This is a genomic window from Geminicoccaceae bacterium (genome assembly GCA_020638465.1).
GTDB lineage: Bacteria > Pseudomonadota > Alphaproteobacteria > Geminicoccales > Geminicoccaceae > JAGREO01.
In genome coordinates, this window is record JACKIM010000003.1 from 54,954 (window position 1) to 77,163 (window position 22,210).

Genomic DNA, 22,210 nt, shown 5'->3' on the forward strand with positions numbered 1-22,210 from the left:
CGCGCCGGGCCGCCATGCCATGACCGGTTTCCTTGTCCGCCGCCTGCTGGTCGCGATTCCGACCATCCTGCTGATCTCGGTCTTCGTCTTCGGCCTCCAGAAGCTGCTGCCGGGCGATCCCGTGCTGGCGATGGCCGGCGAGGAGCGCGACCCGGCCACCCTCGATTTCCTGCGGGAAAAGTACCGCCTGAACGATCCGATCCCGGTCCAGTATGTCCACTGGATCGGCAATGCCGTGCAGGGCGATCTGGGGGTGTCGCTGCGCACCCGCCAGCCGGTCGGCGAGCTGATCGGCCAGAAGCTGCCCGTCACCGTGCAGCTGGCGGTCATGGCGCTGGTCATAGCCCTGGCCATCGGCATTCCCGCCGGCATCGTCTCGGCCTACCGCAAGGGAACCTGGGTCGACTGGCTTGCCAACGTCGTGGCCCTTTCCGGCCTGTCGGTGCCCAATTTCTGGCTGGGCATCATGCTCATCCTGCTGGTCTCCGTCCGCCTCGGCTGGCTGCCGGCCTCGGGCTATACCTCGTTCGCCGAGGATCCCCTGCGCTCGATCGAGACCATGCTGATGCCCGCCTTCGTGCTCGGTACCGGGCTCGCCGCCACGCTGATGCGCCACACCCGTTCGGCGATGCTGGGCGTCCTGCGCTCGGACTACATCCGCACCGCACGGGCCAAGGGGCTGGGGGAGAACGTGGTCGTCATCAAGCATGCGCTGCGCAACGCGCTGGTCCCCATCGTCACCATCACCACGCTGCTGTTCGGCGAACTGCTCGGCGGCGCGGTGCTCACCGAGCAGATCTTCACCATTCCCGGCTTCGGCAAGCTGGTCGTCGATGCCGTCTTCACCCGCGACTATGCCGTCGTCCAGGGCATCGTCCTTTGCACCGGCATCGCCTTCATCCTGCTCAACATCCTCGCCGATGCCATCTACCGCCTGCTCAACCCGCGCATGGAGGATGGATGAACGCCGCCGCCACCGCCACCGACCAGGCCGAACCGCGCCAGCCCAATCGTGTCTGGCGCAAGTTCAAGCACAACCCCTCGGCCATCCTCGGTGCCCTGCTCGTCCTGTTCTTCGTCGCCGTGGCCGTCCTCGCCCCGGTCCTGCCCGTGGCGGACCCGACGGCGACCGACTGGGGCGCGGTGCGCAAGGCGCCGGATGCCGTTCACCTCCTCGGGACGGACGAGATCGGCCGCGACATCCTCTCGCGCATGATCTGGGGGGCCCGCGCGTCATTGCTCGCCGGTGTCGTTTCGGTGGCGATCGCCATGATCCTGGGCGTGCCGTTCGGCGTGCTGGCGGGCTATCTGCGCGGCTGGACCGACATGGCCATAAGCCGTGTCACCGAGGCCCTGCTGGCCGCCCCCTTCCTCATCCTTGCCATTGCCCTTGCCGCGTTCCTCGGTCCCTCGCTGATGAATGCCATGCTCGCCATCGGTCTCTCGGCCATGCCGATCTTCATCCGCATCGCCCGCGGCCAGACCATGTCGGTGATGACCGAGGACTATGTCGAGAGCGCCCATGCCATCGGCCTGGGCCACGGCGCCATCGTCGCCCGCTACATCCTGCCGAACATCGTCCCGCCCCTGCTGGTCCAGGCCACGCTCACGATTGCCACGGCCATCATCGCCGAGGCTTCCCTCTCCTTTCTCGGTCTCGGACAGCAGCCGCCGGCACCCTCGTGGGGCTCCATGCTCAACACGGCGAAGAACTTCCTCGACCAGGCGCCGTGGATGGCGCTCTGGCCCGGTCTCGCCATCTTTCTCGTCGTCCTCGGCTTCAATCTCCTTGGCGACGGGCTCCGCGACGCCCTCGACCCGCGCGAATAGAGGGGCGCGAAATACCTTCGATTTTCGTCGAATTTTAGGGATCGGGGCCGGTTCGGCCGGTCAGGCGGGGGCGTCGCGAAGAAAGGACGTGCCGTCGGCTGTGGAATTGTCCGGCGGTGCGGGAACCGTCCCGGCCGCCGGGGCGTGGGCTGCTTTCGCCGCGTCGCGTTCCGCCGACAGTGCCGTGCCGGCGGCCAGCAGCAGGGCGTGAATGTGGCCGGTCAGCCTGCACAGGAGACGGCGGCGGCCGCGGGCACGTTGCAGCGCCGTCTGGTGCTCCGGGTCCTGCCGCAGTTCGCGGATGCGTTCGGTTGACGGCACGGGATGTTCCCCGGTGCGGGAACGCGATCGCGCAGGTTGATCCATCCGCCGCAGCACGCTGTCCAGCAGGGCCTCCAGCGGGCGATAGCCGCGCTTCTGGGTTGCCCAGCGCAGCCATTCCAGCTCGTCACGGTTGTCCTCGCCGGCGAAGTGGAACAGGTGCTGGCACAGTTCGGCAAACCACGGGCGCGCCCGGTCGGCGAGGAAGGCGCGCAGCCCGTCGCGGCCATCGGCGGCGAGGCATTCGAGCGCCATGATCAGTGTCCGGACGGTCTCCGGGAGGAGCCGGTCATCGCCGGGCGGGTCCATGTCGCGACAGCCCGCCACCTCCGGTTCCGCCTGCCGCCCGGTGGCCCGCAGCCAGGCGAACCGCAACAGTCGTGCCAACCCCCAACGCGAGATCCGCCGCGCCAGCCTCAACGGACGCGTCATGGAATCTGCAGGTGTGGGGTTGGTCGACATGCCTTCGATTCTGCCATGGGTAACATGGAATGTAAAGGAAATTATTCCTTTTATGAATGACGGAAACAATGTCTTCTGGACCCGGAGCGGAGGAAAGGCCGGACCACTTGCGTGAAATACCTGTATGAACGACCTTCCCGCAGGTGGATTGTTTCCTTGACCAATGCGCTGACATGACTGCAAAAAGCGTTGTCAGTGGAGGAACCGTCCCCAATTTAAACCGTTAAGCAGGGAACGTACCTCGTCCAGATCTTCAACCATGCGGGACACACGGATCCGATATCCGAGGGACAACCAGACGGCGATGCACAAGGCACGGTTCTCACCCCGTCTCAATCCAAACGACCTACCGGACAGCGACTGTCTTTTCGACCGGTGGCTGACGCGGCAGTTCCGCACACTGCATGGTCCCGGCGAAAGGGACCCCCTCCCCGAACGGCTGCAGAAACTTGTCGATGCCTTTCCATCGCGCGATGACGACACGTGCTGCCACGGCAAAGGACATTACGGCCAGCGGGAAAAACCGGACTGCTGACAGGTCGGGCCGAAACATTTCTCCCCCGAAGTGGACGTGAACAGGACAGATTACCCATATCGGGTCTGCAACCTGAATGTCGCACCTTTTGTCACAAAAAGATATTTGCAGATTGGTATTACCAGTTCAGAGTATTGTGCATATGTGAAATAAATGTCGTTTGGGGGAATGTCATGTCGGTTTGTCGCGATGATGTCGTCGCATTGATGCCGGACTTGCGCGCGTTCGCCAGAAGCCTCGTTTCGGGAAACAATGCGCTGGCCGACGATCTCGTGCAGGATACGCTGGTCAATGCCCTCCAGGCCCAGGACCAGTTCGAGGAGGGAAGCAACCTGCGCGGCTGGCTGTTCACGATTCTCCGCAATCGCTTCTTCAGCCTGCGCGCCCGGAAATACGTCACCTCCGAAATCGGCACCGACAACCTCGAAGCCCTTGCCTGGGTGGCACCGGAGCAGGAAAGCAGGATCGAAGTCATCGCATTCAAACGGGCCTTTGCCGCCCTCGGTTCGAGCCATCGCGAGGTGCTGGTGCTGGCCATCGTCCAGGGCCTGCCCTATGAGGAGGTGGCCCGGATATGCCGTTGCGAGGTCGGAACGGTCAAGAGCCGGATCAACCGTGCCCGCAAGCGGCTGCGCGACCTCCTGTTCGATGGCGGGCATGACCGACGGATGTCCGACTCCGCGGCGCAGGCAGGCCCCCCGGTAGCCGACCGGCGCAAGGTGGTGACCGTCATGCCCGACCGCTTGTCCCCCGTGCCCGAACCGGTCCAGCCGGCAGACTGAGGCTCCCGGACAGCCATCCGGTCGGGATTTCCTCAACAGGGAGGAAATCATGTGTCATGTTCGGTTTGCGGAACCGAATGGCGCCATCGGCATTCCGGGGCGACCGATGAAACGGAGGCATCATATTTGGCACCCGGAAAGCCCCTGCTGCAACGCATCCTCGATGCCTATGGCGACATGCCGCGGGGCGAACGCCGGCTTGCCGACCTGCTGCTCGCCAATGCGGCGGCGATCGTCGAGCGCAATGCGACGGAACTCGCCGCTTCGGTCGGCATCTCCAAGGCGACGGCCGCGCGCTTTTTCCGCCGCCTCGACTATCCCAGCTTCCGCGCGGCGCAGGCGGACGTTCGCGGACAAGGGTTCGGCCATCCACCGCTGGACTACAGCGAACGTTTCCCCCACCTCGGCGGCCGGCGACCGGAACTGAGCCAGCATCTCGAATCCGAAACGGCCAACCTGATCAAGACCATCGAGCAGCAGCGCCCCGACGAGCTCGCCCGTGCCGTTCGGCTCATGGCGCGGGCCGAAAAGCTGTGGGTGGTGGGCTTCGGCGACAACTATCCGCTGGCCCATCTCGCCCGCGCCCAACTCATCAAGATCCGCAGCGACATCCGAATGTTGCCCATCGGCGGCTTTTCCATGCCCGAGGAATTCGCATCGATCACCGCCAATGACGTGATGCTCGCCCTCGGCGTCGGCCGCCGCACGCGCGCTCTCCGCTACGTCGTCACCGGGGCGATCCAGGCCGGCGCGCGCGTGATCTACCTCACCGACAGCAGCGGCCTCGACCGTCCGGGTGACGGCAGCATGGTGCTGCGTTGCCGCAATACCAGCCCGACGCTGTTCGACTCGCCGACCGCCGCGGTGAGCCTCATCCATTACCTGTGCAGCACGCTGGCCGCCCTGCTCGGCGAGAGCACGATCAGCCGTCTTCGCCGGATCGACGACATCCATCACAGTTGGGGTGTCGTCGACGAATTGCCGGTCAACTGACCGTTCACGGTTGGCGACTGGCTTCTCCGGTGGCGTGCTGATTGTTTCATTTATGAAATTCGACATTCGATTTCTGAAATTTCCTTGACCCGATCTCCCGTGCGCCTTCCCATCCTCGCGTACCCTTGCCCGGTTCCACGCCGGGCCCCTTGAACCCGGGGAAGGACGCAGATGACCGAACACAAGAACAGCATCAAGCTTGCCGGAGCGGGGCTGGCCTGCGGTCTCATGGCGAGCACGGCCATGGCACAGGAGGTCAACTGGGCGCGTTACGGCGACATCGATTCGCTCGACCCCCATCGTGCCACCTCGACGCTGTCCATGCAGGTCTGGGACCAGATCTACGAGACCCTGCTGGCATTCGACATGGACGGCAATCCCCAGCCGCACATCGCGAAGAGCTGGGAAATCAGCGATGACGGGCTCGAATACACCTTCGCGCTGCAGGACGGTGTCCTGTGCCATGACGGCACCCCGTTCGACGCCAACGACGTCAAGTTCACCGTCGACCGCGCGTTCGACGAAGGCAATCCGAGCCTGACGAAGACCAGCTGGGGCCCGGTCTCCAGTGTCGAGGTGATCGACGATCTCACGGTCAAGTTCACCTTCGAGAGCCGCTTCGGACCGTTCCTGCCATTCCTCGCCGACAGCTTCTCCTCGATGGTCTGCGATTCCAACGATCCCGCGACCTTCGGCAGTTCGACCGGGATCGGTGCCGGACCGTTCAAGCTGGTGGAATGGATCAAGGGTGACCGGGTCATCCTGGAAAAGAATCCCGATTACACGAATTTCGGACGTCCCTTCGACAACAAGGGACCTGTCCAGTTCGACAGGCTGGTCATCTCCACCGTGCCGGAAGCGCAGACCCGGCTTGCGGGCCTCCAGACCGGCGAGATCCAGGTCGCCGAGCCCCCCTTTGACGATGTGGCCGCCATCCGCGATTCCGGCGAGCTCGACATCATCGTCGCCGACAACACCGGGCAGAACGTGTTCTGGGAGTTCGCGGTCCATCGCCCGCCCTTCGACGACATCCGCGCACGGCAGGCCGTGGCCTATGCCACCGATCCGCAGATGGCGATCGACATCATCTATGGAGACCTGAGCCAGCGGGAATGGTGCCCGATCGCACGCGGCGTGTTCGGCAACGACCAGGATTTCTGCAGGCAGTACGGCTACGAGTACAATCCGGAAAAGGCGAAGGAACTCCTCGGGGAACTGGGCTATGGCCCGGACAATCCGTTGGAGACGACGATGTTCGTGTGGACCGGCGGAAATCGTCACAAACTGGCGGAAATCTTCCAGAACCAGCTTTCTCAGGTTGGTATCAATGCCGGTATCGAGATCATGGACATCGGAACCATGAATGCGCGGGTGAAGGAGCAGAACGAGATCACCGATCCGTCGACTCCGGGGACCTTCGACATGATGACATGGTCCTGGTACGATCCGGATATCCTCTATGCCCTGTGGCACAGCCCCGGCGCCTATTCGGGTTATTCGACCCCCGAACTCGACCGGCTGCTTGAGGAAACCCGCACGACCATCGACCCGCAGGCACGACTGGAAAAGGTGCAGGCCGTCATCAGGGACCTGATGGAGAATGCCGTCCATGTCGGACTCTACACACCGGGATGGGAATGGGTGTTCGCGGTGAGGCCGGAAGTCTCGGGCTTCAAGGTCGGCCCCTTCCTGCATCCGATGTTCAACGACGTCGTCGTCAAGTAGGAAACGGGAGCGAGGGCGGTGATCCGCTACATCATCCAGCGTTGCCTTGCCGCCCTCGTCACCATCTGGATCGCGACGATTGCCGTCACCCTGCTGATCCACGCGGTGCCGGGTGATCCGGTCCGCATCATGTATGCCAAGTTCCAGTCCACGCCCGAGCAGATCGAGGCCGTGCGCACGGCACTGGGGCTCGACCAGCCGATATACATCCAGTACTGGATGTATATCCAGCGCATCTTCGAGGGCGACCTGGGCCGCTCCATCGTTGGCAACCAGCCCGTTCTCGAAGTGCTTCTCGCCCGCTTCCCCGCAACCCTGCTCCTGGCGACGACCAGCCTGCTGATCGCCGTCGTCGTCGGAATGAGCCTGGGTTTCCTCGCCGCCTACAGGCGCGGCACATGGATCGATGCCGGCGCGATGCTGGTGGCCATTCTCGGCGTGTCGATGCCGCATTTCTGGCTCGGCCTGCTGCTGCTGTTCTTCTTCGCGCTCAAGCTCGGCTGGCTGCCGGTGGCGGGAGGCAACCTGGCGAGCCTCGTCCTGCCCGCGCTGACACTCGGACTTTCGAATGCGGCGGTCCTGGCACGCCTCACCCGCTCCGCCATGATCGACATCTTCGATCAGGACTTCGTGCGTACCGCCCGGGCCAAGGGACTGCCTCAGGCCGTCGTCCTCTACCGCCATGCCCTGCGCGCCGGGCTCGTTCCCATTGTCTCGATGATGGGGTTGCAGTTCGCCTACATGATGGGAGGTGCAATCGTCGTGGAAAATGTCTTTGCGTGGAACGGTGTCGGCAGACTCGCCATCGAGGCGGTCTTCGCCCGCGATTATCCGTTGATCCAGGGATTCATCCTGTTCTTTGCCACGGTGGTCGTGATCGTCTCCCTGCTCATCGACCTGCTCTACGCCGTCCTCGACCCGCGAATCAGGTACAGCTGATGGCCACCGCCACGGACATTGCCGAACGGCAACCCAGACGTCGCTTCTGGCTGGAGCTGCTGGCGACACCGACGGGCCTTCTGGGTTCCGTGATCGTCGCCACCCTTGTCATTATGGCCGTTTTCGCCACCTGGATTGCACCTTATGACCCGCTGGCCATGGCCGCCGGTCCGAGACTTGCCCCACCCGATGCGCAATACTGGTTCGGCACCGACGATTTCGGTCGCGACGTCTTCTCCCGCATCGTCTACGGGTCTCGCCTGACCCTGCAGATCGGCGTCATCGCGGTGGGAATATCGCTCACCTCGGGCCTTCTGCTGGGACTGGTGGCCGGCTATGCCGGAGGCTGGACGGAACGGGTCCTGATGCGACTGGTCGATGTCCTGTTCTCGTTCACCGAGATCGTCATCGCACTGGCCTGTCTCGCCATTCTGGGCATCGGTCTCACAAACGCGATGATCGCCATCGGGATAGCGTCCATCCCGTTCTATGCCCGTATCACCCATTCGGTCGTTCTGGTGGAAAAGGGCAAACCCTATTTCGAGGCCGCGGTCGCAGCCGGTTGCAACCACGTGCGGATGATCTTCCTGCACCTGCTGCCCAATGTCGTGCCGACTCTCATCGTCGTCGGTACGCTGGGCATCTCCACAGCCGTCCTCGCGGCGGCCGGACTGAGCTTCCTGGGATTGGGTGCGCAGCCGCCCGAACCCGAGTGGGGGTTCATGCTGTCCTCCTCGCGCGACCTCATCAACAAGGCACCATGGATGATGATCTTCCCGGGAACGGCCATCGCGATCACCGTTCTGGGCTTCAATCTCCTTGGCGACGGCATCCGCGAGGTGCTCGATCCTCGCCAGGCCCGTCGCTGACAGCGTGTCGGAGCAGAACATGAGCGAACCGGTTCTCGATGTCCGCGACCTGACCATCAGCTTCGGCCACGGCCGGCATCGCCATACCGCCGTGCAATCGCTGTCCTATCACCTGGACAAGGGCGAAACGCTGGCCATCGTCGGTGAGAGCGGCTCCGGCAAGTCGGTTTCAAGCCTCGCCCTTCTGGGCCTGCTCCCGGAAGGACACGCGACCGTCGAAAGCGGCAGCGCCATGTTCGAGGGGCGCGATCTTCTCCACCTGGAGGAAGCTGCCATCCGCAACCTGCGGGGCGACCGTCTGACGATGATCTTCCAGGAACCGATGACCTCGCTCAACCCGGTGCTCAAGATCGGCCTGCAACTCACCGAGGCCCTCGTCGAGCACAAGGGCATGGATCAGGGCGAAGCCGATGCCCGCGCCATGGAGATGCTGGATCTGGTAGCGCTGCCGGATCCGTCCGGGACGATGAAGCGCTATCCGCATGAACTCTCGGGGGGAATGCGCCAGCGGGTGATGATTGCCATGGCGATGGCAAGCGACCCGGCCATTCTCATTGCCGACGAACCGACCACGGCTCTGGATGTTACCGTCCAGGCACAGATCCTCGATCTGATGCGCAACCTGAAGGACAGCTTCGGCACGAGCATCATCCTGATCACGCATGACATGGGCGTGGTTGCGGAGATGGCCGACCGCGTCGTCGTCATGCATCGCGGGGAGAAGGTCGAGGAGGGAACCGTCGACCGGATCTTCGACAACCCCGGGAAGGACTACACGAGGCGACTGCTGGCAGCGGTCCCGCGATTGGGCAGCCTTGCCGGTACGAGCTCACCGAAAGCGGTTGTCGGCGAGCCCGAATTGCCGACGACGGACATCGTTGTCGAGGCGCGCGGGATGACCAAGCGTTTTGGCGGCGGCACATGGTGGAACCGGGGCAAGGGCACCCTCGCCATGGACGATGTCGGTTTTACGCTGCACCATGGCGAAACGCTGGCCATCGTCGGCGAAAGCGGTTCGGGAAAGTCGACAACCGGTCGGGCCATTCTCCGCCTGATCGAGGTCGACAAGGGACAGATCACCGTCAGCGGCGAGAATATCCGCAAGCTCGGGAATGCTGCCGTCCGATCGGCAAGGCGGCACATGCAGATGATCTTCCAGGACCCGTTCGCGAGCCTCAACCCGCGCATGTCGGTGGGCCGCCTCGTGATGGAGCCGATGCTTATCCACGGCATGGCATCGGGCTCGGAACTCGAACAACGCGCGGTAACCCTGTTCGAGCGGGTGGGGCTCGATGCCGATCACATGCGGCGTTACCCGCACGAATTCTCCGGCGGTCAGCGCCAGCGGATCGCCATCGCCCGTGCATTGGGTACCCAACCGTCGCTGATCGTGGCCGACGAGCCGACCAGCGCTTTGGATGTCTCCGTCCAGGCCCAGGTCCTGGAACTCATGCTTGAACTGCAACAATCGATGGGATTGTCCTATCTGTTCATCTCGCACGACATGGCGGTTGTCGAGGAAATGAGCCATCGGGTAGCCGTCATGCACAAGGGAAGAATTGTCGAGATGGGATCGCGCGCCGATGTCCTCTATCATCCATTGCACGACTACACCCGCTCCCTGCTGGCCGCCGTGCCGGTAGCCGATCCGCACCGGCAACGCGGGATCCTTCCGGCACTCGACCTGGCGCATTTGCCGCGCGGGCCGCTTGCCGAAGTGGCGCCCGGTCACTGGGTGGCCCGGGAAGCGGACGCAGCATGACCATCGGCATAGCCGCCGCCGGCAAGGGAGCTGGCCTTGGCGTCTTCAGGGCCCTGGCAGCCGTCGAGAAGGTCGGTCGCGGAGCCATCGGCGGATTTGTCAGCATGGCGGCCATCACCGGTGATGGAAGGTTGCTTCGGGCAGAAACCCAACGTGGTGGGACCCTCACCCTTTTCACCGAAGGTGAAACCACCGGCACGCTGCCGCCGGATGACATCGCCCTTGCCCCCTTCGCCGTCGTCATGTCGAGCGGTCCCGACCGTCCTCATCCGCTGGCCCAGTTCACGCCCGGCGATCCCCTGGCCGGGCTGGTGACAGGTCACCGCCTGCCCAACATGCCGGGCGCCGGTGGGAAGATACCCAATCTGGAAGTTCTGGAACGGTTGCGTGCGGGTGCCGATGCACGTTCGGCGGTGAACGAGGTTCTGGCCGCCATGCCGGATGCGGATGCAGGGGTGGTCGCCATCGACCTGTCGGGCCGGATCCATCTCGGCAATACGGATTTCACCGCCACGCGGGGCGATCTCGGACAGGCCCTGATGGAAGCACCGCACGGACGGGCCGCCGTCCTGCACAACGCCATCCACCCGCATCGCGGCCTGGCCGAACTGGCCGCGGCCACGGCCCTGGATGCCATGGCGCCGGGCGATCGCAGCGATTTCGATGTCACATTCAACGGCAACGTGCCGCTCGAACTCGGCCCCGCCAATGTGGCCCTGATCGACGATGAAGGGCGCATTGCCATGATCCGTGTCACCCAGGCATCGTGGCTGGGCACGACCTTCGAGGGTGCGGCGATCAATTTCAACGCCGCGATCTGCCGGAACGAAACGCTGCTCGGCCATGCCGTATCCGAACCCTATTGCGTTGCACGCAATCGCCACGTGATTTCCATGAGTGGCAGCAGCCATGCCCGGATCGGTGTGCGCGCCATTCGCCCATCCCCACCGGGATGACCGCCCTTTCGCGTGAAAGAACTCTCGACATTGCAGGCCCCTGCGGCAAACTGTCGGCATCCGATCGGGCATCCGCCAGTTCGGATACGATGTCGATTTTCAGGATATATTCACTTTTTATTACAATAAGTTGCAATGAAAAGTGAATGTACATGATGAAAATCGACATGGCTGGAAACAACAGTGGAAACGGGGAGAACCATGGGACTTGTCCAATACGATCTGCGCGGCAAGCGTGCGCTGGTGACGGGTGGAGCATCGGGCATCGGCCTTGCGGCCGTCACCATGCTGGCGCGGGCCGGAGCGGCGGTGGCACTGAACCACCTGCCGGGCGACCCCATGGCCGATGACGCACTGGCAAGGCTGACTGCCGAGGGACTGGATGTCCGCTCCGCACCCGGGTCGGTGGCTGAGGCCGAAGCCGTCGGGTCGATGGTCGAGCGGGCCATGTCCGACCTCGGCGGGCTCGACTATCTGGTCAACAATGCCGGAACTCCGGCAACCAGGGTGCCCATCCCTCCCGGTGATCTTGATGCGATGACGGACGGTTTCTGGCAGCAGATCCTCGATACCAATCTTCTTGGACCCTTTCGGTGCACGAAGGCTGCCGTCCACGCCCTGAAGGAAGCACGGGGTGCCATCGTCAGCACGGCATCGATCGCCGGCATCAACACCCAAGGCAGTTCGGTGGCCTACGGCGCGAGCAAGGCCGGCGTGATCAACCTCACCCGCGCGCTTGCCCGTGGACTCGGACCCGAAATCCGCGTCAATGCCGTGGCACCGGGCCATGTGGAAACACCCTGGACGGCGGCCTGGCCCGAGGAGCGCCGGCTGGAAGTGATCGAGAAGGCCCCCATGAAAAGGGCCTGCCGGGCCGAGGACATTGCCGAAGTGATGATGTTCCTGCTGGCGGGTGCTTCCATGGTCACCGGTCAGACCATCATCGTCGACGGAGGTCTCACCCTGCAATAATTCCCCGCCTGGCCGGGGATGTTTTCACAGCATCATTTCGGAAATATCCACCGGCGCCCCGGCGGTGCCGGTCACCTTCGCGCACCCTTGGCCATCAGTTCGCGGGCGATGATCATGCGCTGGATCTGGTTGGTTCCCTCGTAGATCTGCGTGATCTTGGCATCGCGGTAGAGTCGCTCGACCTCGAACCCCCGGATATATCCCGATCCGCCGAAGACCTGGACTGCATCCGCCGTCCGCGCCACCGCCATGTCACTGGCGAAGCATTTCGCCATCGAGCAATATCGGGTCGCATCCTCGCCCAGATCGATCTTGCCTGCTGCATGATGCACGAGCAGCCGCGCCGCCTCTATATCCTTGGCCATGTCGGCCAGCAGCCATTGAACACCCTGGAATTCGGAAATGTGCCGGCCGAACTGCTTGCGCTGACCGGCATAGTCGACCGCTGCCTCAAGCCCCGCCTGCGCAATGCCCACGGCCAGTGCGGCAATTCCCACCCTGCCCTTGTCCAGCACCGACATCATCATGTGAAAGCCGCGTCCCTGCTCTCCCAGCAACGCTTCGGCCCCGAGCCTCACATCGGTGAAGGTCAGCGATCCCACCTGCGATGCGCGCTGTCCCATCTTGTGTTCCTTCGGGCCCCGCTCGACGCCCGCCGCATGAAAGTCGACGATGAAGATCGACATTCCGCGATTGCCGGCCTCCCTGTCGGTGCGGGCCAGCACGAAGCCGAGATCGGCGACCGGGGCATTGTGGATCCAGATCTTGCCGCCATCCAGGATCCAGCCGTCACCATCGCGGACCGCCGTGGTCCGTATACCCGAAACATCGGTCCCTGCCTCCGCTTCGGTGATGCAATAGGCCACCTTGCGCCGCATGGAGAGGATCTCCGGCAACAGCCTGCGCTGTGCTCCGGTTCCGTGGCGGACAAGGAGGGTCGCGATCAGTTCCACCAGTCCGCACTGATCGGCGATGCTCGCATAACCGCGGGAAAGTTCCTCCATGACGAGAGCATAGGTCAGCGTATCGAATCCGGGACCGCCCATCTCCTCGGGTACGCCGATGCCGAAAAGGCCAAGCCGGGCCATCTGGTCGTAGATCCCGGCAGGGAAGCACTCCTCCCGGTCCAGGGATTCGGCGGCAGGCCGTATGACTTCGTCGGCAAAGCTGCGCGCCATTTCGCGCACCTGCTCCTGTATTTGCGAAACATGCATGGCGACCTCACCTCCTGACGATTTTTCGGGCCGGTTCTTCACGACACCGGCCGCTCGACTACAACATGACCTGGATATCGTATTTGTCGATACTGCCTTCTGCATCTACGCAGCCCCGGACAAGGTGGCAACCGCCCGTCGCGACGGTTGTCCCTTGCCTGCCCGTCCGGCACGACCAAGATTACCGGAAGCCCGCAAGCGCCCAGGTGAAGGATCGACATGCGCCACGCTCTCCTGCGCTACCTCATGAACCGGATATCGACCAGCCTCTGGCTCCTGCCGCTCATCTGCGTCATCGCGGCATGTTTCTCGGCATGGGTATTTTACCATATCGACAACTCGCAGGTCGGACTGAAGCTGAGCTACTGGCTCGGCATCCATTCCCTCGACGCCTCCAGCGCGAAGCTGATCCTCTCGACCATCGCGGGCTCGATGATGACCATTGCATCGCTGGTGTTCTCGATCACGCTGATGACACTCACGCTCGCCAGCCAGCAACTGGGCTCACGGCTGATCGAATGGTTCATGAACAATCGCCTGACCCAGCTGGTTCTCGGGTCGTACATCGCCCTCTTCGTCTACACGCTCCTGAGCATCGGTTCGGTCTCCGACAACGACACCGGCTTCAACTCTCACATCACCGTCGTGGCCGCCATATGCGCCACGGTCGCCAACCTGATACTGCTCGTCATCTACATCCACAGGGCGGCCCTGCACATCCAGACGGATACCGTCATCTCGGCAAGCGGCAACCAGCTCAACGAATCGATCGAGAGCCGGTTCAAGACCATCGGGCAACACGCGCAGGTGGAGGTGAAACCCTATCTCGAAGGCGAACCGGTGACGATCTGCGCTACCGATGCCGGTTACGTCCAGACGATCGACATCGGCGCGTTGCTGGATCTGGCCACGAAACATGAGGGGTTCATCAAGGTGGAGCGCCAGGCCGGCGATTTTGTCGTCGAGGGAGTACCGCTGGCCAGGATATGGGGGTGTGGCGACGAAGCTCTCGAAAAGATCGAGGACAATGTCCGCGGCAATTTCGTATTCGGCCCGAAGCGGACCGCGGCGCAGGACATCCAGTTCGCCCTTCGCGGTCTGGTGGAGATTGCCCTGCGTGCCCTTTCCCCGGGAATCAACGATCCCCACACGGCACTGGCCTGCATCGACTACATCGGCAGTGCTCTGGTCAAGCTCATGACCGGGCCCGTCGATCCGAAAATGTTGCCGGACGACAAGGGTATCGCAAGGCTGGCTCTCAGCGGGCCTTCACTGGACGACTATGCCGATACGGGCTTCAACCCGATACGTCATGCAGGTGCGGACAATCCGCTGGTTCTGGGACGACTGGCGGACGTCCAGCTCATGCTGCTCTCCCTGTCCGACGACGAGGAGGAATGCATGTTGTGGAAGCGACACCTTCGGCGCACGCTCGAAACGGCCGAACGCTGCATTGCCGAACCGGCGGAACGGGTGGACCTGCAACAGCGGATTGGCACTGCCATCGGCGCCCGATAGAGCTTTTCCCGTTCAGGCGGAATAGCCTGAACGATCAGGAAATGCGTCGAAACAAACAGATAGAGCCAGTTTTCCGATTTCACCTAATCGGGAAACGCTCTAGTCGCGCGCGCCTCTTGTCGACTTTCCCGATCAGGTGAATATCCTCCGACAAGTATTGTCAGATACGGGTAATTTCCGCGCAGACAGCGGCCTGCACGGCCGCATCGGCGCCGATCCTCTCGCCGAATATCGAACGCATGCCGAGAAACGCCCGTGCCGTTTCCTGCGGTCTGGCGGAAATCCTCGACGCGAGTTCCGCGGTCATCGGATCGGGAGAGGCAAGTCCCCGCTGCCAGACAGCGATCCACGCCGCGACCGCCCGACAGAGCAACCGCGGGACACGCCCCTCCCGAAGGTGCCATTCCAGCGCCGGAACCAGCCGCTGGGCAATCTTCTGGCTGCTGTCCATGGCGATCTGGGCGACACGATGCCGGATCGCCGGGTTGGCGAAGCGCTCGATCACCGAATCGACATGGGCATGAGGATCGAGACCGGCGGGAACGGCTGTGGCGGGGATCATCTCCTCTTTCAGCAATGCTTCAATAAACGTCCGTATCGTATTGTCAGCCATACTGTCCGCGACCGTCTCATGCCCTCGCAACAGGCCCAGCCATGCCAGCGAGGAATGCGGCGCGTTGACCAGCCGCAGCTTGGCATTCTCGAACGGTTCCACATCGCCGGTGATCAGGGCGCCATGCCGGTCCCAGGCTGGCCGCGCCCCGTCGAACCGGTCCTCGATGACCCACTGGCTGAACGGCTCGGTGACGACCGCCGCATGGTCCATCCAGCCGAGCTGGCGTGCGATGGCCTGCCGGTCGGCATCGGTCGTGGCCGGCGTGATCCTGTCGACCATGGATGACGGGCACGCCAGGTCGCGCTCGATGGCATCGGCCAGTTCTCCGTCGATCTTGCGGGCAAACCGGATGATGGCGGATTTCAGCAGCTGACCGTTTCCGCGCAGGTTGTCGAGGCTCATCACCGTCGGCCAGTCGAGGCCGGCATGGCGGCGGGCGGACAGGATGGCCGTGAGCAGGCCCGCGACGGTCACGGGATTGTCCCGATTCGCCAGATCATGACGAATGTCGGATTGATCGAGGTCGAGAGCTCCGGTGGCCGGATCGAGCGAATATCCCTTTTCGGTGACCGTCATGCTGATGATGGAAAGTCCCGGATCGACGGCCAGGCGCATGACCCGTTCCCGATCGCGCGCCAGGGCCACGGCTTCACGGATGACGCCGATCGGCCGCGTACGCAATCCGTCGGCGTGCAACTCGCTGAGCGAGTAGATGCAATCCCGCTCGCGCAAGGCATCGACGACGGCCGTCGAACGCATGCTGACGGCAGCGATCCCCATGGAGGGATCTTCGGCAAGCGCCTTCTGGCTGTAGTCGGCCATGTGCGCGCGAAAGAACGCACCCGGGCCCAGATGCATGATGCGCGTCGCCTCCGCTCGCTGCACCGGAATTGTCTCCATGGCCGCAACCTCCCCCCTGTCCGGTGCATCACCGACGATGGTTCCACCTTGCCGCAAAAGGCTCTAGGAGCATTCTAGCCGGGCCGGAACCCGCCAGATACCCAAAGGAGGAGCCATCACTCATGTTCACCAGCAGCTTTCCCGACCGCCAGGAGATGAACAGGCTCACCGCACGCATGCTGCTCGAAATCGAGGCCGTGCATTTCAGGAGCGACGAGCCCTACACCCTGACCTCCGGCCTCAGGAGCCCGGTCTATATCGACTGCCGCAAGCTCATTTCCTATCCGCGCATCCGCCGCACATTGATGGATTTCGCCACGACGACATTGCTGCGCGATTGCGGCTTCGAATGCTTCGATGCCGTGGCCGGCGGCGAGACAGCAGGCATACCCTTCGCGGCCTGGCTTGCCGACAAGCTCGACCTGCCGATGCTCTACGTGCGCAAGAAGCCCAAGGGCTTCGGACGCAACGCCCGCATCGAGGGGCATATGACCGAAGGGCAGAGGGTGCTCCTGGTCGAGGATCTCACGACGGATGGCGGCAGCAAGGTGAAGTTCGCACAGGGCCTGCGGGAGGCCGGTGCGATCGTCACCGACACCATCGTGGTGTTCTACTACGACATCTTCAGGGATGCGCGTGCCAACCTGGAAAGGCACGGCCTGCGGCTGCACAGTCTCGCAACCTGGTGGGATGTTCTCCAGTATTGTCGCAATGAGGATTATTTCGACAACGCGACATTGAACGAGGTCGAAGCCTTTCTCAATTCACCGCTGGAATGGTCGGCGGCGCGCGGCGGTGCAGGTGAAATCTCCAGCGGATGAGATATTTTCCCATTGGCGATCGCCTCATCAGCGATCGCGCAGTTTCTGCGCATAGACATTGATGACCAGGGCAAGCAGCAGGATCAGCCCGCGGATGAGGACCTTGAGGAAACTGTCGATGTCGATGTGATCAAGGCCGTTGTTGAGCACGCCCAGCACGAACAGGCCGATGATGGTGTTGGGTATGCCACCGACGCCGCCGAACAGGGAGGTGCCCCCCACCACGACGGCGGCAATCGAATCGAGGAGAAAGTCATCGAACTGGTTTTGTTGCGCACTGCCGTAATACGCCACCCCGAGCATGCCGGCGACACCGGAACAGACCGCACCGATGATCATCACCGAGGCGGTGATCAATTTGACGTTGACGCCCGAGAATTCCGCCGCCTCGCGATTGCCGCCTACCATGTAAACGTACCGGCCGAAGCGGGTATAGGTGAGCACGAAATGCCCCACCAGGAGAAAGACGCCGGCGACGATGACGATTACCGGCACCGAACCGATATAACCCGACCCGAGGAACTTGATCAGTGGTGGAACGTTGTAGGCGATCTGCCCGCGCACCAGCATCGCGCAGATGCCCGCACCGATCTGCAGCATGGCCAGCGTCATGATGAAGGAGGGAATGCCGATGACCGTGACGCCGAAGGCCGTGACCATGCCCAGCGCGACAGCTGACGCCAGGGCGAGCAGGATCGCGAGCGCGCCCGGCAGCGGCAGGTTGGCGATGTTCACATAGGCTTCCTGCATGGTGAAAAACGCCACCACGATTCCTACCGCATTGGCGACACTCGCCACGGAGAGATCAATCTCGGCGGTGAGGATGACGAAGGTGAGACCCGTCGCGATGATGGCGGTGATCGAGACCTGACGCAGGATGTTGGAAACATTGTCCATCGTCGCGAACGAGGGACTCATGGCACTGAATATGAGAACCAGGAAGATCAGCGTGATCAGCGGTGCGATTGCAGTGAGTCTGCGCGCGATCCACGATCCGATACCGCCTTGACTGGACGTCGCCAATAGTTCCCCTCCCCTTGATACCGTCACACCTGCGGGCCGGCTCAGGCGGCAGCCAGCAACTGGTCCTTGCCCACCGGCTCGCCGGCAAATTCCTTCGTTATCCGTCCGCGACGCATGACCACGATGCGATCGGCCAGCGACATGATCGTCTCGGGCTCGGTGGACACCACGACAACGCCCATCTTGCGCTCCTTCAGCGCCCGCACGATCTTCACCACGTCATCCTTGGCACCGACATCCATGCCGCGGGTCGGTTCGGCCAGCACGAGAATGCGCGGCTCGTGGGCAATCCAGCGGGCCAGGGCGACCTTCTGCTGATTGCCTCCCGAGAGTGTCCGCAGCAATGCATCGACGGAATCGGTCCGGATCTTCAGGTCATCGACCTGGGTCCGGGCGATCTGCCTTTCACGTTTCGGTCTGACGAACCAGCGGGAGATCCTCTCCAGGATGCTGATCGAGATATTCCGATAAACGGGAACATCGCCAAACAACATTGATGCCCGGCTCTCCGGAACGATGGCGATCCCGGCCCGTTTCCCGTCCGCGGTATGACGCAATCTCGCCGGCTTGCCGCCCCGCAGCAATTCGCCCGACCGCGGCCTGAACTTGCCGACCAGCGCCCGTGCCAGCTCCAGCTGCCCGCAACCCATGAAGCCATAGATGCCGACGGCCTCGCCCTCGCGCACGACAAGGTCGATGTCCTCGAAGGCCCCGGGCATGGTCAGGCCGCGCGCTGCCAGGACGACCGGCGCATCGGAAGCCTGTGGCAGTTCGAGCTGGTGCAGATAGGTTTCCTCCAGCTCATGATGCGACCGGCCGATCATCTGCTCGATGATCTTCGCCTTGTCGAGTTCGGCCGCAGGCGCCGTCATGACCCGCCGGCTGTTCTTGAAGATCGTCACCGAATCGGAGATCTCCAGCACATCGTCGAGGAAATGCGAGATGAAGATGAAGCTCCGCCCGCTCTTGCGCAGCCGGTCGATGACCGAGAACAGCTGCTTGACCTCGGGCGGCGAAAGCGCCGATGTCGGCTCGTCGAGGATGATGATCCGGGCACCGGAAAACAGCACGCGGCCGAGCTCGACAAGCTGCTGCAACCCGATGGACAGATCGCCGGCCCGCATCGCCGGATCGACGTCGATGCCCAGTGCGGAGAGATGCTCGCGCGCCTGTCCGGCCATGTGCCGCCAGCGCACGAGCCCCATGCCATTGACCGGCTGCGAACCGAGAAACACGTTTTCGGCGACGCTCAGCGCCGGAACGATCGACAGTTCCTGATGGACCATGCCGATGCCGTGGGCCAGGGCATCGGCCGTCGAACGCAGGTGCACGGGCCTGCCATCGATCTCGTACACCCCCTCGAAATCGGTATGCACCCCGGCGATGATCTTCATCGCCGTGCTCTTGCCCGCACCATTCTCGCCGACGAGGCCGTGCACCTCGCCACGCTGAAGCGCGAAATCGACATCGCTCAGGGCCGTGACGCCGCCGAAGCGCTTGGTGACGCCGCTCAGCCGGAGCAGCGGCGACGTCACCCCAACGGATTCGCCCACGTCGGATCAGATCAGGAAATGCTTCTGCATCCACAGCATGCCCGGTGCGTTGGCCTGCGTCACCACCGGACCATCGGTAATCACATGCTTGGGAATGCCGTCGACCCCCGTGGCCTCGCCGGTCAGTACCGCCGCGACACCGGCCATGAGCGCACCGCCGTGGATACGGCAGGACGGGTTGCGCACGGTGGCATGCATCCGACCGTCGATGACCGCTTCCACCGCCGGCGGCATGGCGTCGACACCGCCAATGACGATATCCGTGCGGCCGCGCGCCTGCATGACATTGTAGGCGGCGAGCGCCATGTCGTCATTGTGGAAGAAGGCTGCCGAGATCTTGTCGTACTTGGTCAGCAGGCTGTCCCAGATGCGCGACGCCTTGGTGACGTCCCAGTCCGCCGGCTGCTCGTCGAGCACCTCGATATCGGGATATTTGTCGACGATCGCATGGAAGCCGCGGGCCCGGCCCTGCGCACCGGTATGGCCGAGCGCCCCCTGGGTCATGACCATGGTTCCCTCGCCGCCGATGGCATCCACCAGCGCCTGGGTCACCGATGCCCCCATGAACTCGTTGTCGGGCGCGAGGAAGCTGTTGACGTTGATCTGTTCGAGCGGTGCTATCAGCGTGTCCATGTCGAACACCGGAATGCCGCGTTCGAGCATGCGGTTGACCGGATCGGTCAGCGTACCGATGCCGAACGCCTGAATGGCCACGAAGTCCCAGTCCTGGCTGGCCATGTTGTCGATGGCGGCGCGCTGCTTGGGAGCACTGAGCTCACCGTCGAACCATGTCACCTCGACGTTGAAGAGCGAGCCCCAGTATTCGGCTGCCTGCTTGCCCTGCGCACACCAGGTCGCCTGCAAACCGGCATTGGAGAAGGCCGCCTTGAGCGGCTTCTCGCTGCGTCCCATCTCCGCCGCCATGGCCGCCGACAGGCGCGGATCCATGCCGAATCCGCCCAGCATCGCACCCGCTGCCGCAGACGATGCCGCCGCGCGCCGGACGAACGAACGCCGGGTCGATGGTGAAAACTTGTCGAGATCGCTCATTCGACTCCTCCCCCTTGAAATCTTCTGCATGTGGGTTCTTCACATTCCATATTCTCTGGCCATTGAAGACACTTGGCAAGTGGCGATTGGCATACCAGAGATAAAGACGGCACCCGGAGACATCCGGGCGTCACCTCAGAATCGCGGCCGGCCATCCTGCCATCCAGGCCAGTGCTTGCGCATCTCGGTCGCGTCGTCGCGCCGCGTCAGGCCGGCATCGAGATAGTTCCTGTGCAGCCGTGCCAGGGCGTCCCGGTCGAGGGTCACGCCGAGGCCGGGGCCGTCGGGCAGTTTCATCTCGCCATCACGGATCGTCAGCTTGCCGCCTTCGATCACCTCGTCGACCTGCCAGGGATAGTGCGTATCGCAATCGTAGGTCAGGTTGGGTGTGGCGGCGGCGAGATGGGCCATGGCCGCAAGGCTGATCCCCAGGTGCGAATTCGAGTGCATGGAAAGGCTGATGCCGAAGATATCGCAGATCCGCGCCAGTTCGCGGCTGGCACGCAGGCCACCCCAGTAATGATGGTCCGAGAGGATCACGCGCACGGCACCGCTGGCGATGGCTTGCGGCAGGTGGTCGAAGGCGACCACGCACATGTTGGTGGCAAGGGGCAGGCTTGTGGCCGACTGGATCAGGCCCATGGAGGGAATGCCGATCGTCGGATCCTCCAGATATTCGAGCAGCCGTTCGAGTTCGGGCAGCAGCTTCAGCGTCGTATGGACGTGCCAGCCGCCGTTGGGGTCGATGCGCAGCGGTGCCCTCGGGAAGGCATCGCGCAGGGCCCGCAGGGCCTCGATCTCCGCTTCCGGTTCGAGCACGCCGGCCTTGAGCTTGATCGCCTCGAAGCCGTATTCGTCGACCATCCGCCGGGCCTCGTCGACCATGGCCTCCGGTGTCAGCACCTCGCCCCAGGCATCGTCCTCCGCCTCCCCGTGATGGCGGGCGAACTTGTAGAACAGATAGGCGGAGAACGGCACGGTCTCCCGGACCTGCCCGCCGAGTATCTCGCAGACCCGGCGGCCGGAGGCCTTGCCGAAGGCGTCGTGACAGGCCACCTCGATCGCCGCCACCGCACGCGGCAGCCGTCGCTCGCCGCCATCCTCGACGATCACCGCACTTCCCTCGCGCCGCAGCGCGTTCAGGTCCATGACATCCCGGCCGATCATCCGCGGAGCCAGTGCGGCAATCGCGTCGAGCACCGACTTCGACCCGTAGCTTTCGCCCAGGCCGACGAAGCCGCCTTCAATCTCGACTTCGATGATGCTGCGCAGGGCCCAGGGCTCGTGGCAACCGGCGACATTCAGCAATGGCGGATCACGGAACGCGATGGGCGTGACCCGGATATCCTCGATACGGTTGGCCACTTGA

At 63.4% G+C, this 22,210-nt stretch carries 19 protein-coding genes; 12 read left to right on the forward strand and 7 right to left on the reverse strand.

The genetic code is table 11. The annotated features are described in order from the left end of the window. The first annotated feature begins 19 nt into the window (after nucleotides 1-19). Entirely contained in the window at nucleotides 20-964 is a 945-nt protein-coding gene (locus H6851_19895) for an ABC transporter permease (GenBank protein ID MCB9945870.1), read from the forward strand. Beyond that, the gene (locus tag H6851_19900) at nucleotides 961-1,830 is read left to right on the forward strand and encodes an ABC transporter permease (protein ID MCB9945871.1); all 870 of its coding nucleotides are present in this window, start codon (nucleotides 961-963) and stop codon (nucleotides 1,828-1,830) included. Before H6851_19895 ends, H6851_19900 begins: the two co-directional genes overlap by 4 nt. 60 nt (nucleotides 1,831-1,890) lie before the next feature. On the opposite strand, the gene H6851_19905 is transcribed toward H6851_19900, so the two are convergent. Beyond that, a complete protein-coding gene (locus tag H6851_19905) occupies nucleotides 1,891-2,583 on the reverse strand; it encodes a hypothetical protein (GenBank protein MCB9945872.1) in 693 nt (230 codons plus the stop codon). Between the two features lie 738 nt (nucleotides 2,584-3,321). Between H6851_19905 and H6851_19910 the strand changes: the two genes are divergently transcribed. From H6851_19910 to H6851_19945, 8 genes are all read left to right on the forward strand, one after another. Then, nucleotides 3,322-3,930, forward strand: coding sequence for a sigma-70 family RNA polymerase sigma factor (locus tag H6851_19910; protein MCB9945873.1), 609 nt, complete (start codon nucleotides 3,322-3,324; stop codon nucleotides 3,928-3,930). 126 nt (nucleotides 3,931-4,056) lie between these two features. Next, nucleotides 4,057-4,923: a MurR/RpiR family transcriptional regulator gene (locus H6851_19915; protein ID MCB9945874.1), complete on the forward strand. Its 867-nt coding sequence runs from the start codon at nucleotides 4,057-4,059 to the stop codon at nucleotides 4,921-4,923. 171 nt (nucleotides 4,924-5,094) lie between these two features. Continuing rightward, a complete protein-coding gene (locus H6851_19920) occupies nucleotides 5,095-6,648 on the forward strand; it encodes an ABC transporter substrate-binding protein (GenBank protein ID MCB9945875.1) in 1,554 nt (517 codons plus the stop codon). An 18-nt stretch (nucleotides 6,649-6,666) separates the two neighbouring features. Then, nucleotides 6,667-7,587, forward strand: coding sequence for an ABC transporter permease (locus H6851_19925; protein ID MCB9945876.1), 921 nt, complete (start codon nucleotides 6,667-6,669; stop codon nucleotides 7,585-7,587). Continuing rightward, nucleotides 7,587-8,456 (forward strand): ABC transporter permease, encoded by an 870-nt coding sequence (locus H6851_19930; GenBank protein MCB9945877.1) that lies wholly within the window; start codon nucleotides 7,587-7,589, stop codon nucleotides 8,454-8,456. The genes H6851_19925 and H6851_19930 overlap by 1 nt, the downstream gene beginning before the upstream one ends. A gap of 19 nt (nucleotides 8,457-8,475) precedes the next feature. Continuing rightward, nucleotides 8,476-10,218 carry an ABC transporter ATP-binding protein gene (locus H6851_19935; GenBank protein MCB9945878.1) on the forward strand — a complete coding sequence of 581 codons (1,743 nt, stop codon included), beginning with the start codon at nucleotides 8,476-8,478 and terminating at the stop codon, nucleotides 10,216-10,218. After that, nucleotides 10,215-11,174, forward strand: a complete 960-nt coding sequence (locus H6851_19940) for a hypothetical protein (GenBank protein ID MCB9945879.1) — start codon at nucleotides 10,215-10,217, stop codon at nucleotides 11,172-11,174. Before H6851_19935 ends, H6851_19940 begins: the two co-directional genes overlap by 4 nt. A 201-nt stretch (nucleotides 11,175-11,375) precedes the next feature. Next, on the forward strand, nucleotides 11,376-12,146 hold the full coding sequence (locus H6851_19945) for an SDR family oxidoreductase (GenBank protein ID MCB9945880.1): 771 nt from the start codon (nucleotides 11,376-11,378) through the stop codon (nucleotides 12,144-12,146). Between the two features lie 71 nt (nucleotides 12,147-12,217). Here H6851_19945 and H6851_19950 read toward each other — a convergent pair whose 3' ends face one another. After that, on the reverse strand, nucleotides 12,218-13,360 hold the full coding sequence (locus tag H6851_19950) for an acyl-CoA dehydrogenase family protein (GenBank protein MCB9945881.1): 1,143 nt from the start codon (nucleotides 13,358-13,360) through the stop codon (nucleotides 12,218-12,220). 219 nt (nucleotides 13,361-13,579) lie between these two features. Here H6851_19950 and H6851_19955 point away from each other — a divergent pair, with 219 nt between their 5' ends. Next, nucleotides 13,580-14,878: a DUF2254 domain-containing protein gene (locus H6851_19955; protein ID MCB9945882.1), complete on the forward strand. Its 1,299-nt coding sequence runs from the start codon at nucleotides 13,580-13,582 to the stop codon at nucleotides 14,876-14,878. Between the two features lie 160 nt (nucleotides 14,879-15,038). Here H6851_19955 and H6851_19960 read toward each other — a convergent pair whose 3' ends face one another. Beyond that, complete coding sequence (locus H6851_19960) at nucleotides 15,039-16,394, reverse strand: mannitol dehydrogenase family protein (GenBank protein MCB9945883.1); 1,356 nt, start codon at nucleotides 16,392-16,394, stop codon at nucleotides 15,039-15,041. A 122-nt stretch (nucleotides 16,395-16,516) separates the two neighbouring features. Between H6851_19960 and H6851_19965 the strand changes: the two genes are divergently transcribed. Next, entirely contained in the window at nucleotides 16,517-17,215 is a 699-nt protein-coding gene (locus tag H6851_19965) for an orotate phosphoribosyltransferase (GenBank protein ID MCB9945884.1), read from the forward strand. Between the two features lie 27 nt (nucleotides 17,216-17,242). Here H6851_19965 and H6851_19970 read toward each other — a convergent pair whose 3' ends face one another. The 4 genes from H6851_19970 to H6851_19985 form a co-directional block, all read right to left on the reverse strand. Further along, a complete protein-coding gene (locus tag H6851_19970; protein MCB9945885.1) occupies nucleotides 17,243-18,133 on the reverse strand; it encodes an ABC transporter permease in 891 nt (296 codons plus the stop codon). A gap of 146 nt (nucleotides 18,134-18,279) precedes the next feature. Then, nucleotides 18,280-19,752 carry a sugar ABC transporter ATP-binding protein gene (locus H6851_19975; protein MCB9945886.1) on the reverse strand — a complete coding sequence of 491 codons (1,473 nt, stop codon included), beginning with the start codon at nucleotides 19,750-19,752 and terminating at the stop codon, nucleotides 18,280-18,282. A gap of 45 nt (nucleotides 19,753-19,797) precedes the next feature. Beyond that, on the reverse strand, nucleotides 19,798-20,841 hold the full coding sequence (locus tag H6851_19980; protein MCB9945887.1) for a sugar ABC transporter substrate-binding protein: 1,044 nt from the start codon (nucleotides 20,839-20,841) through the stop codon (nucleotides 19,798-19,800). A gap of 135 nt (nucleotides 20,842-20,976) precedes the next feature. Next, entirely contained in the window at nucleotides 20,977-22,206 is a 1,230-nt protein-coding gene (locus tag H6851_19985; protein MCB9945888.1) for a glucarate dehydratase, read from the reverse strand. Nucleotides 22,207-22,210: the final 4 nt, after the last annotated feature.

What these genes read in the sequence shown, in the direction of transcription:
- H6851_19895 (MCB9945870.1), top strand. Translation starts at nt 20, where the DNA reads ATGACCGGTTTCCTTGTCCGCCGCCTGCTGGTCGCGATTCCGACCATC.
- H6851_19900 (MCB9945871.1), top strand. Translation starts at nt 961, where the DNA reads ATGAACGCCGCCGCCACCGCCACCGACCAGGCCGAACCGCGCCAGCCC.
- H6851_19905 (MCB9945872.1), bottom strand. Translation starts at nt 2,583, where the DNA reads ATGACGCGTCCGTTGAGGCTGGCGCGGCGGATCTCGCGTTGGGGGTTG.
- H6851_19910 (MCB9945873.1), top strand. Translation starts at nt 3,322, where the DNA reads ATGTCGGTTTGTCGCGATGATGTCGTCGCATTGATGCCGGACTTGCGC.
- H6851_19920 (MCB9945875.1), top strand. Translation starts at nt 5,095, where the DNA reads ATGACCGAACACAAGAACAGCATCAAGCTTGCCGGAGCGGGGCTGGCC.
- H6851_19930 (MCB9945877.1), top strand. Translation starts at nt 7,587, where the DNA reads ATGGCCACCGCCACGGACATTGCCGAACGGCAACCCAGACGTCGCTTC.
- H6851_19935 (MCB9945878.1), top strand. Translation starts at nt 8,476, where the DNA reads ATGAGCGAACCGGTTCTCGATGTCCGCGACCTGACCATCAGCTTCGGC.
- H6851_19940 (MCB9945879.1), top strand. Translation starts at nt 10,215, where the DNA reads ATGACCATCGGCATAGCCGCCGCCGGCAAGGGAGCTGGCCTTGGCGTC.
- H6851_19945 (MCB9945880.1), top strand. Translation starts at nt 11,376, where the DNA reads ATGGGACTTGTCCAATACGATCTGCGCGGCAAGCGTGCGCTGGTGACG.
- H6851_19950 (MCB9945881.1), bottom strand. Translation starts at nt 13,360, where the DNA reads ATGCATGTTTCGCAAATACAGGAGCAGGTGCGCGAAATGGCGCGCAGC.
- H6851_19955 (MCB9945882.1), top strand. Translation starts at nt 13,580, where the DNA reads ATGCGCCACGCTCTCCTGCGCTACCTCATGAACCGGATATCGACCAGC.
- H6851_19960 (MCB9945883.1), bottom strand. Translation starts at nt 16,394, where the DNA reads ATGGAGACAATTCCGGTGCAGCGAGCGGAGGCGACGCGCATCATGCAT.
- H6851_19965 (MCB9945884.1), top strand. Translation starts at nt 16,517, where the DNA reads ATGTTCACCAGCAGCTTTCCCGACCGCCAGGAGATGAACAGGCTCACC.
- H6851_19970 (MCB9945885.1), bottom strand. Translation starts at nt 18,133, where the DNA reads ATGAGTCCCTCGTTCGCGACGATGGACAATGTTTCCAACATCCTGCGT.
- H6851_19980 (MCB9945887.1), bottom strand. Translation starts at nt 20,841, where the DNA reads ATGAGCGATCTCGACAAGTTTTCACCATCGACCCGGCGTTCGTTCGTC.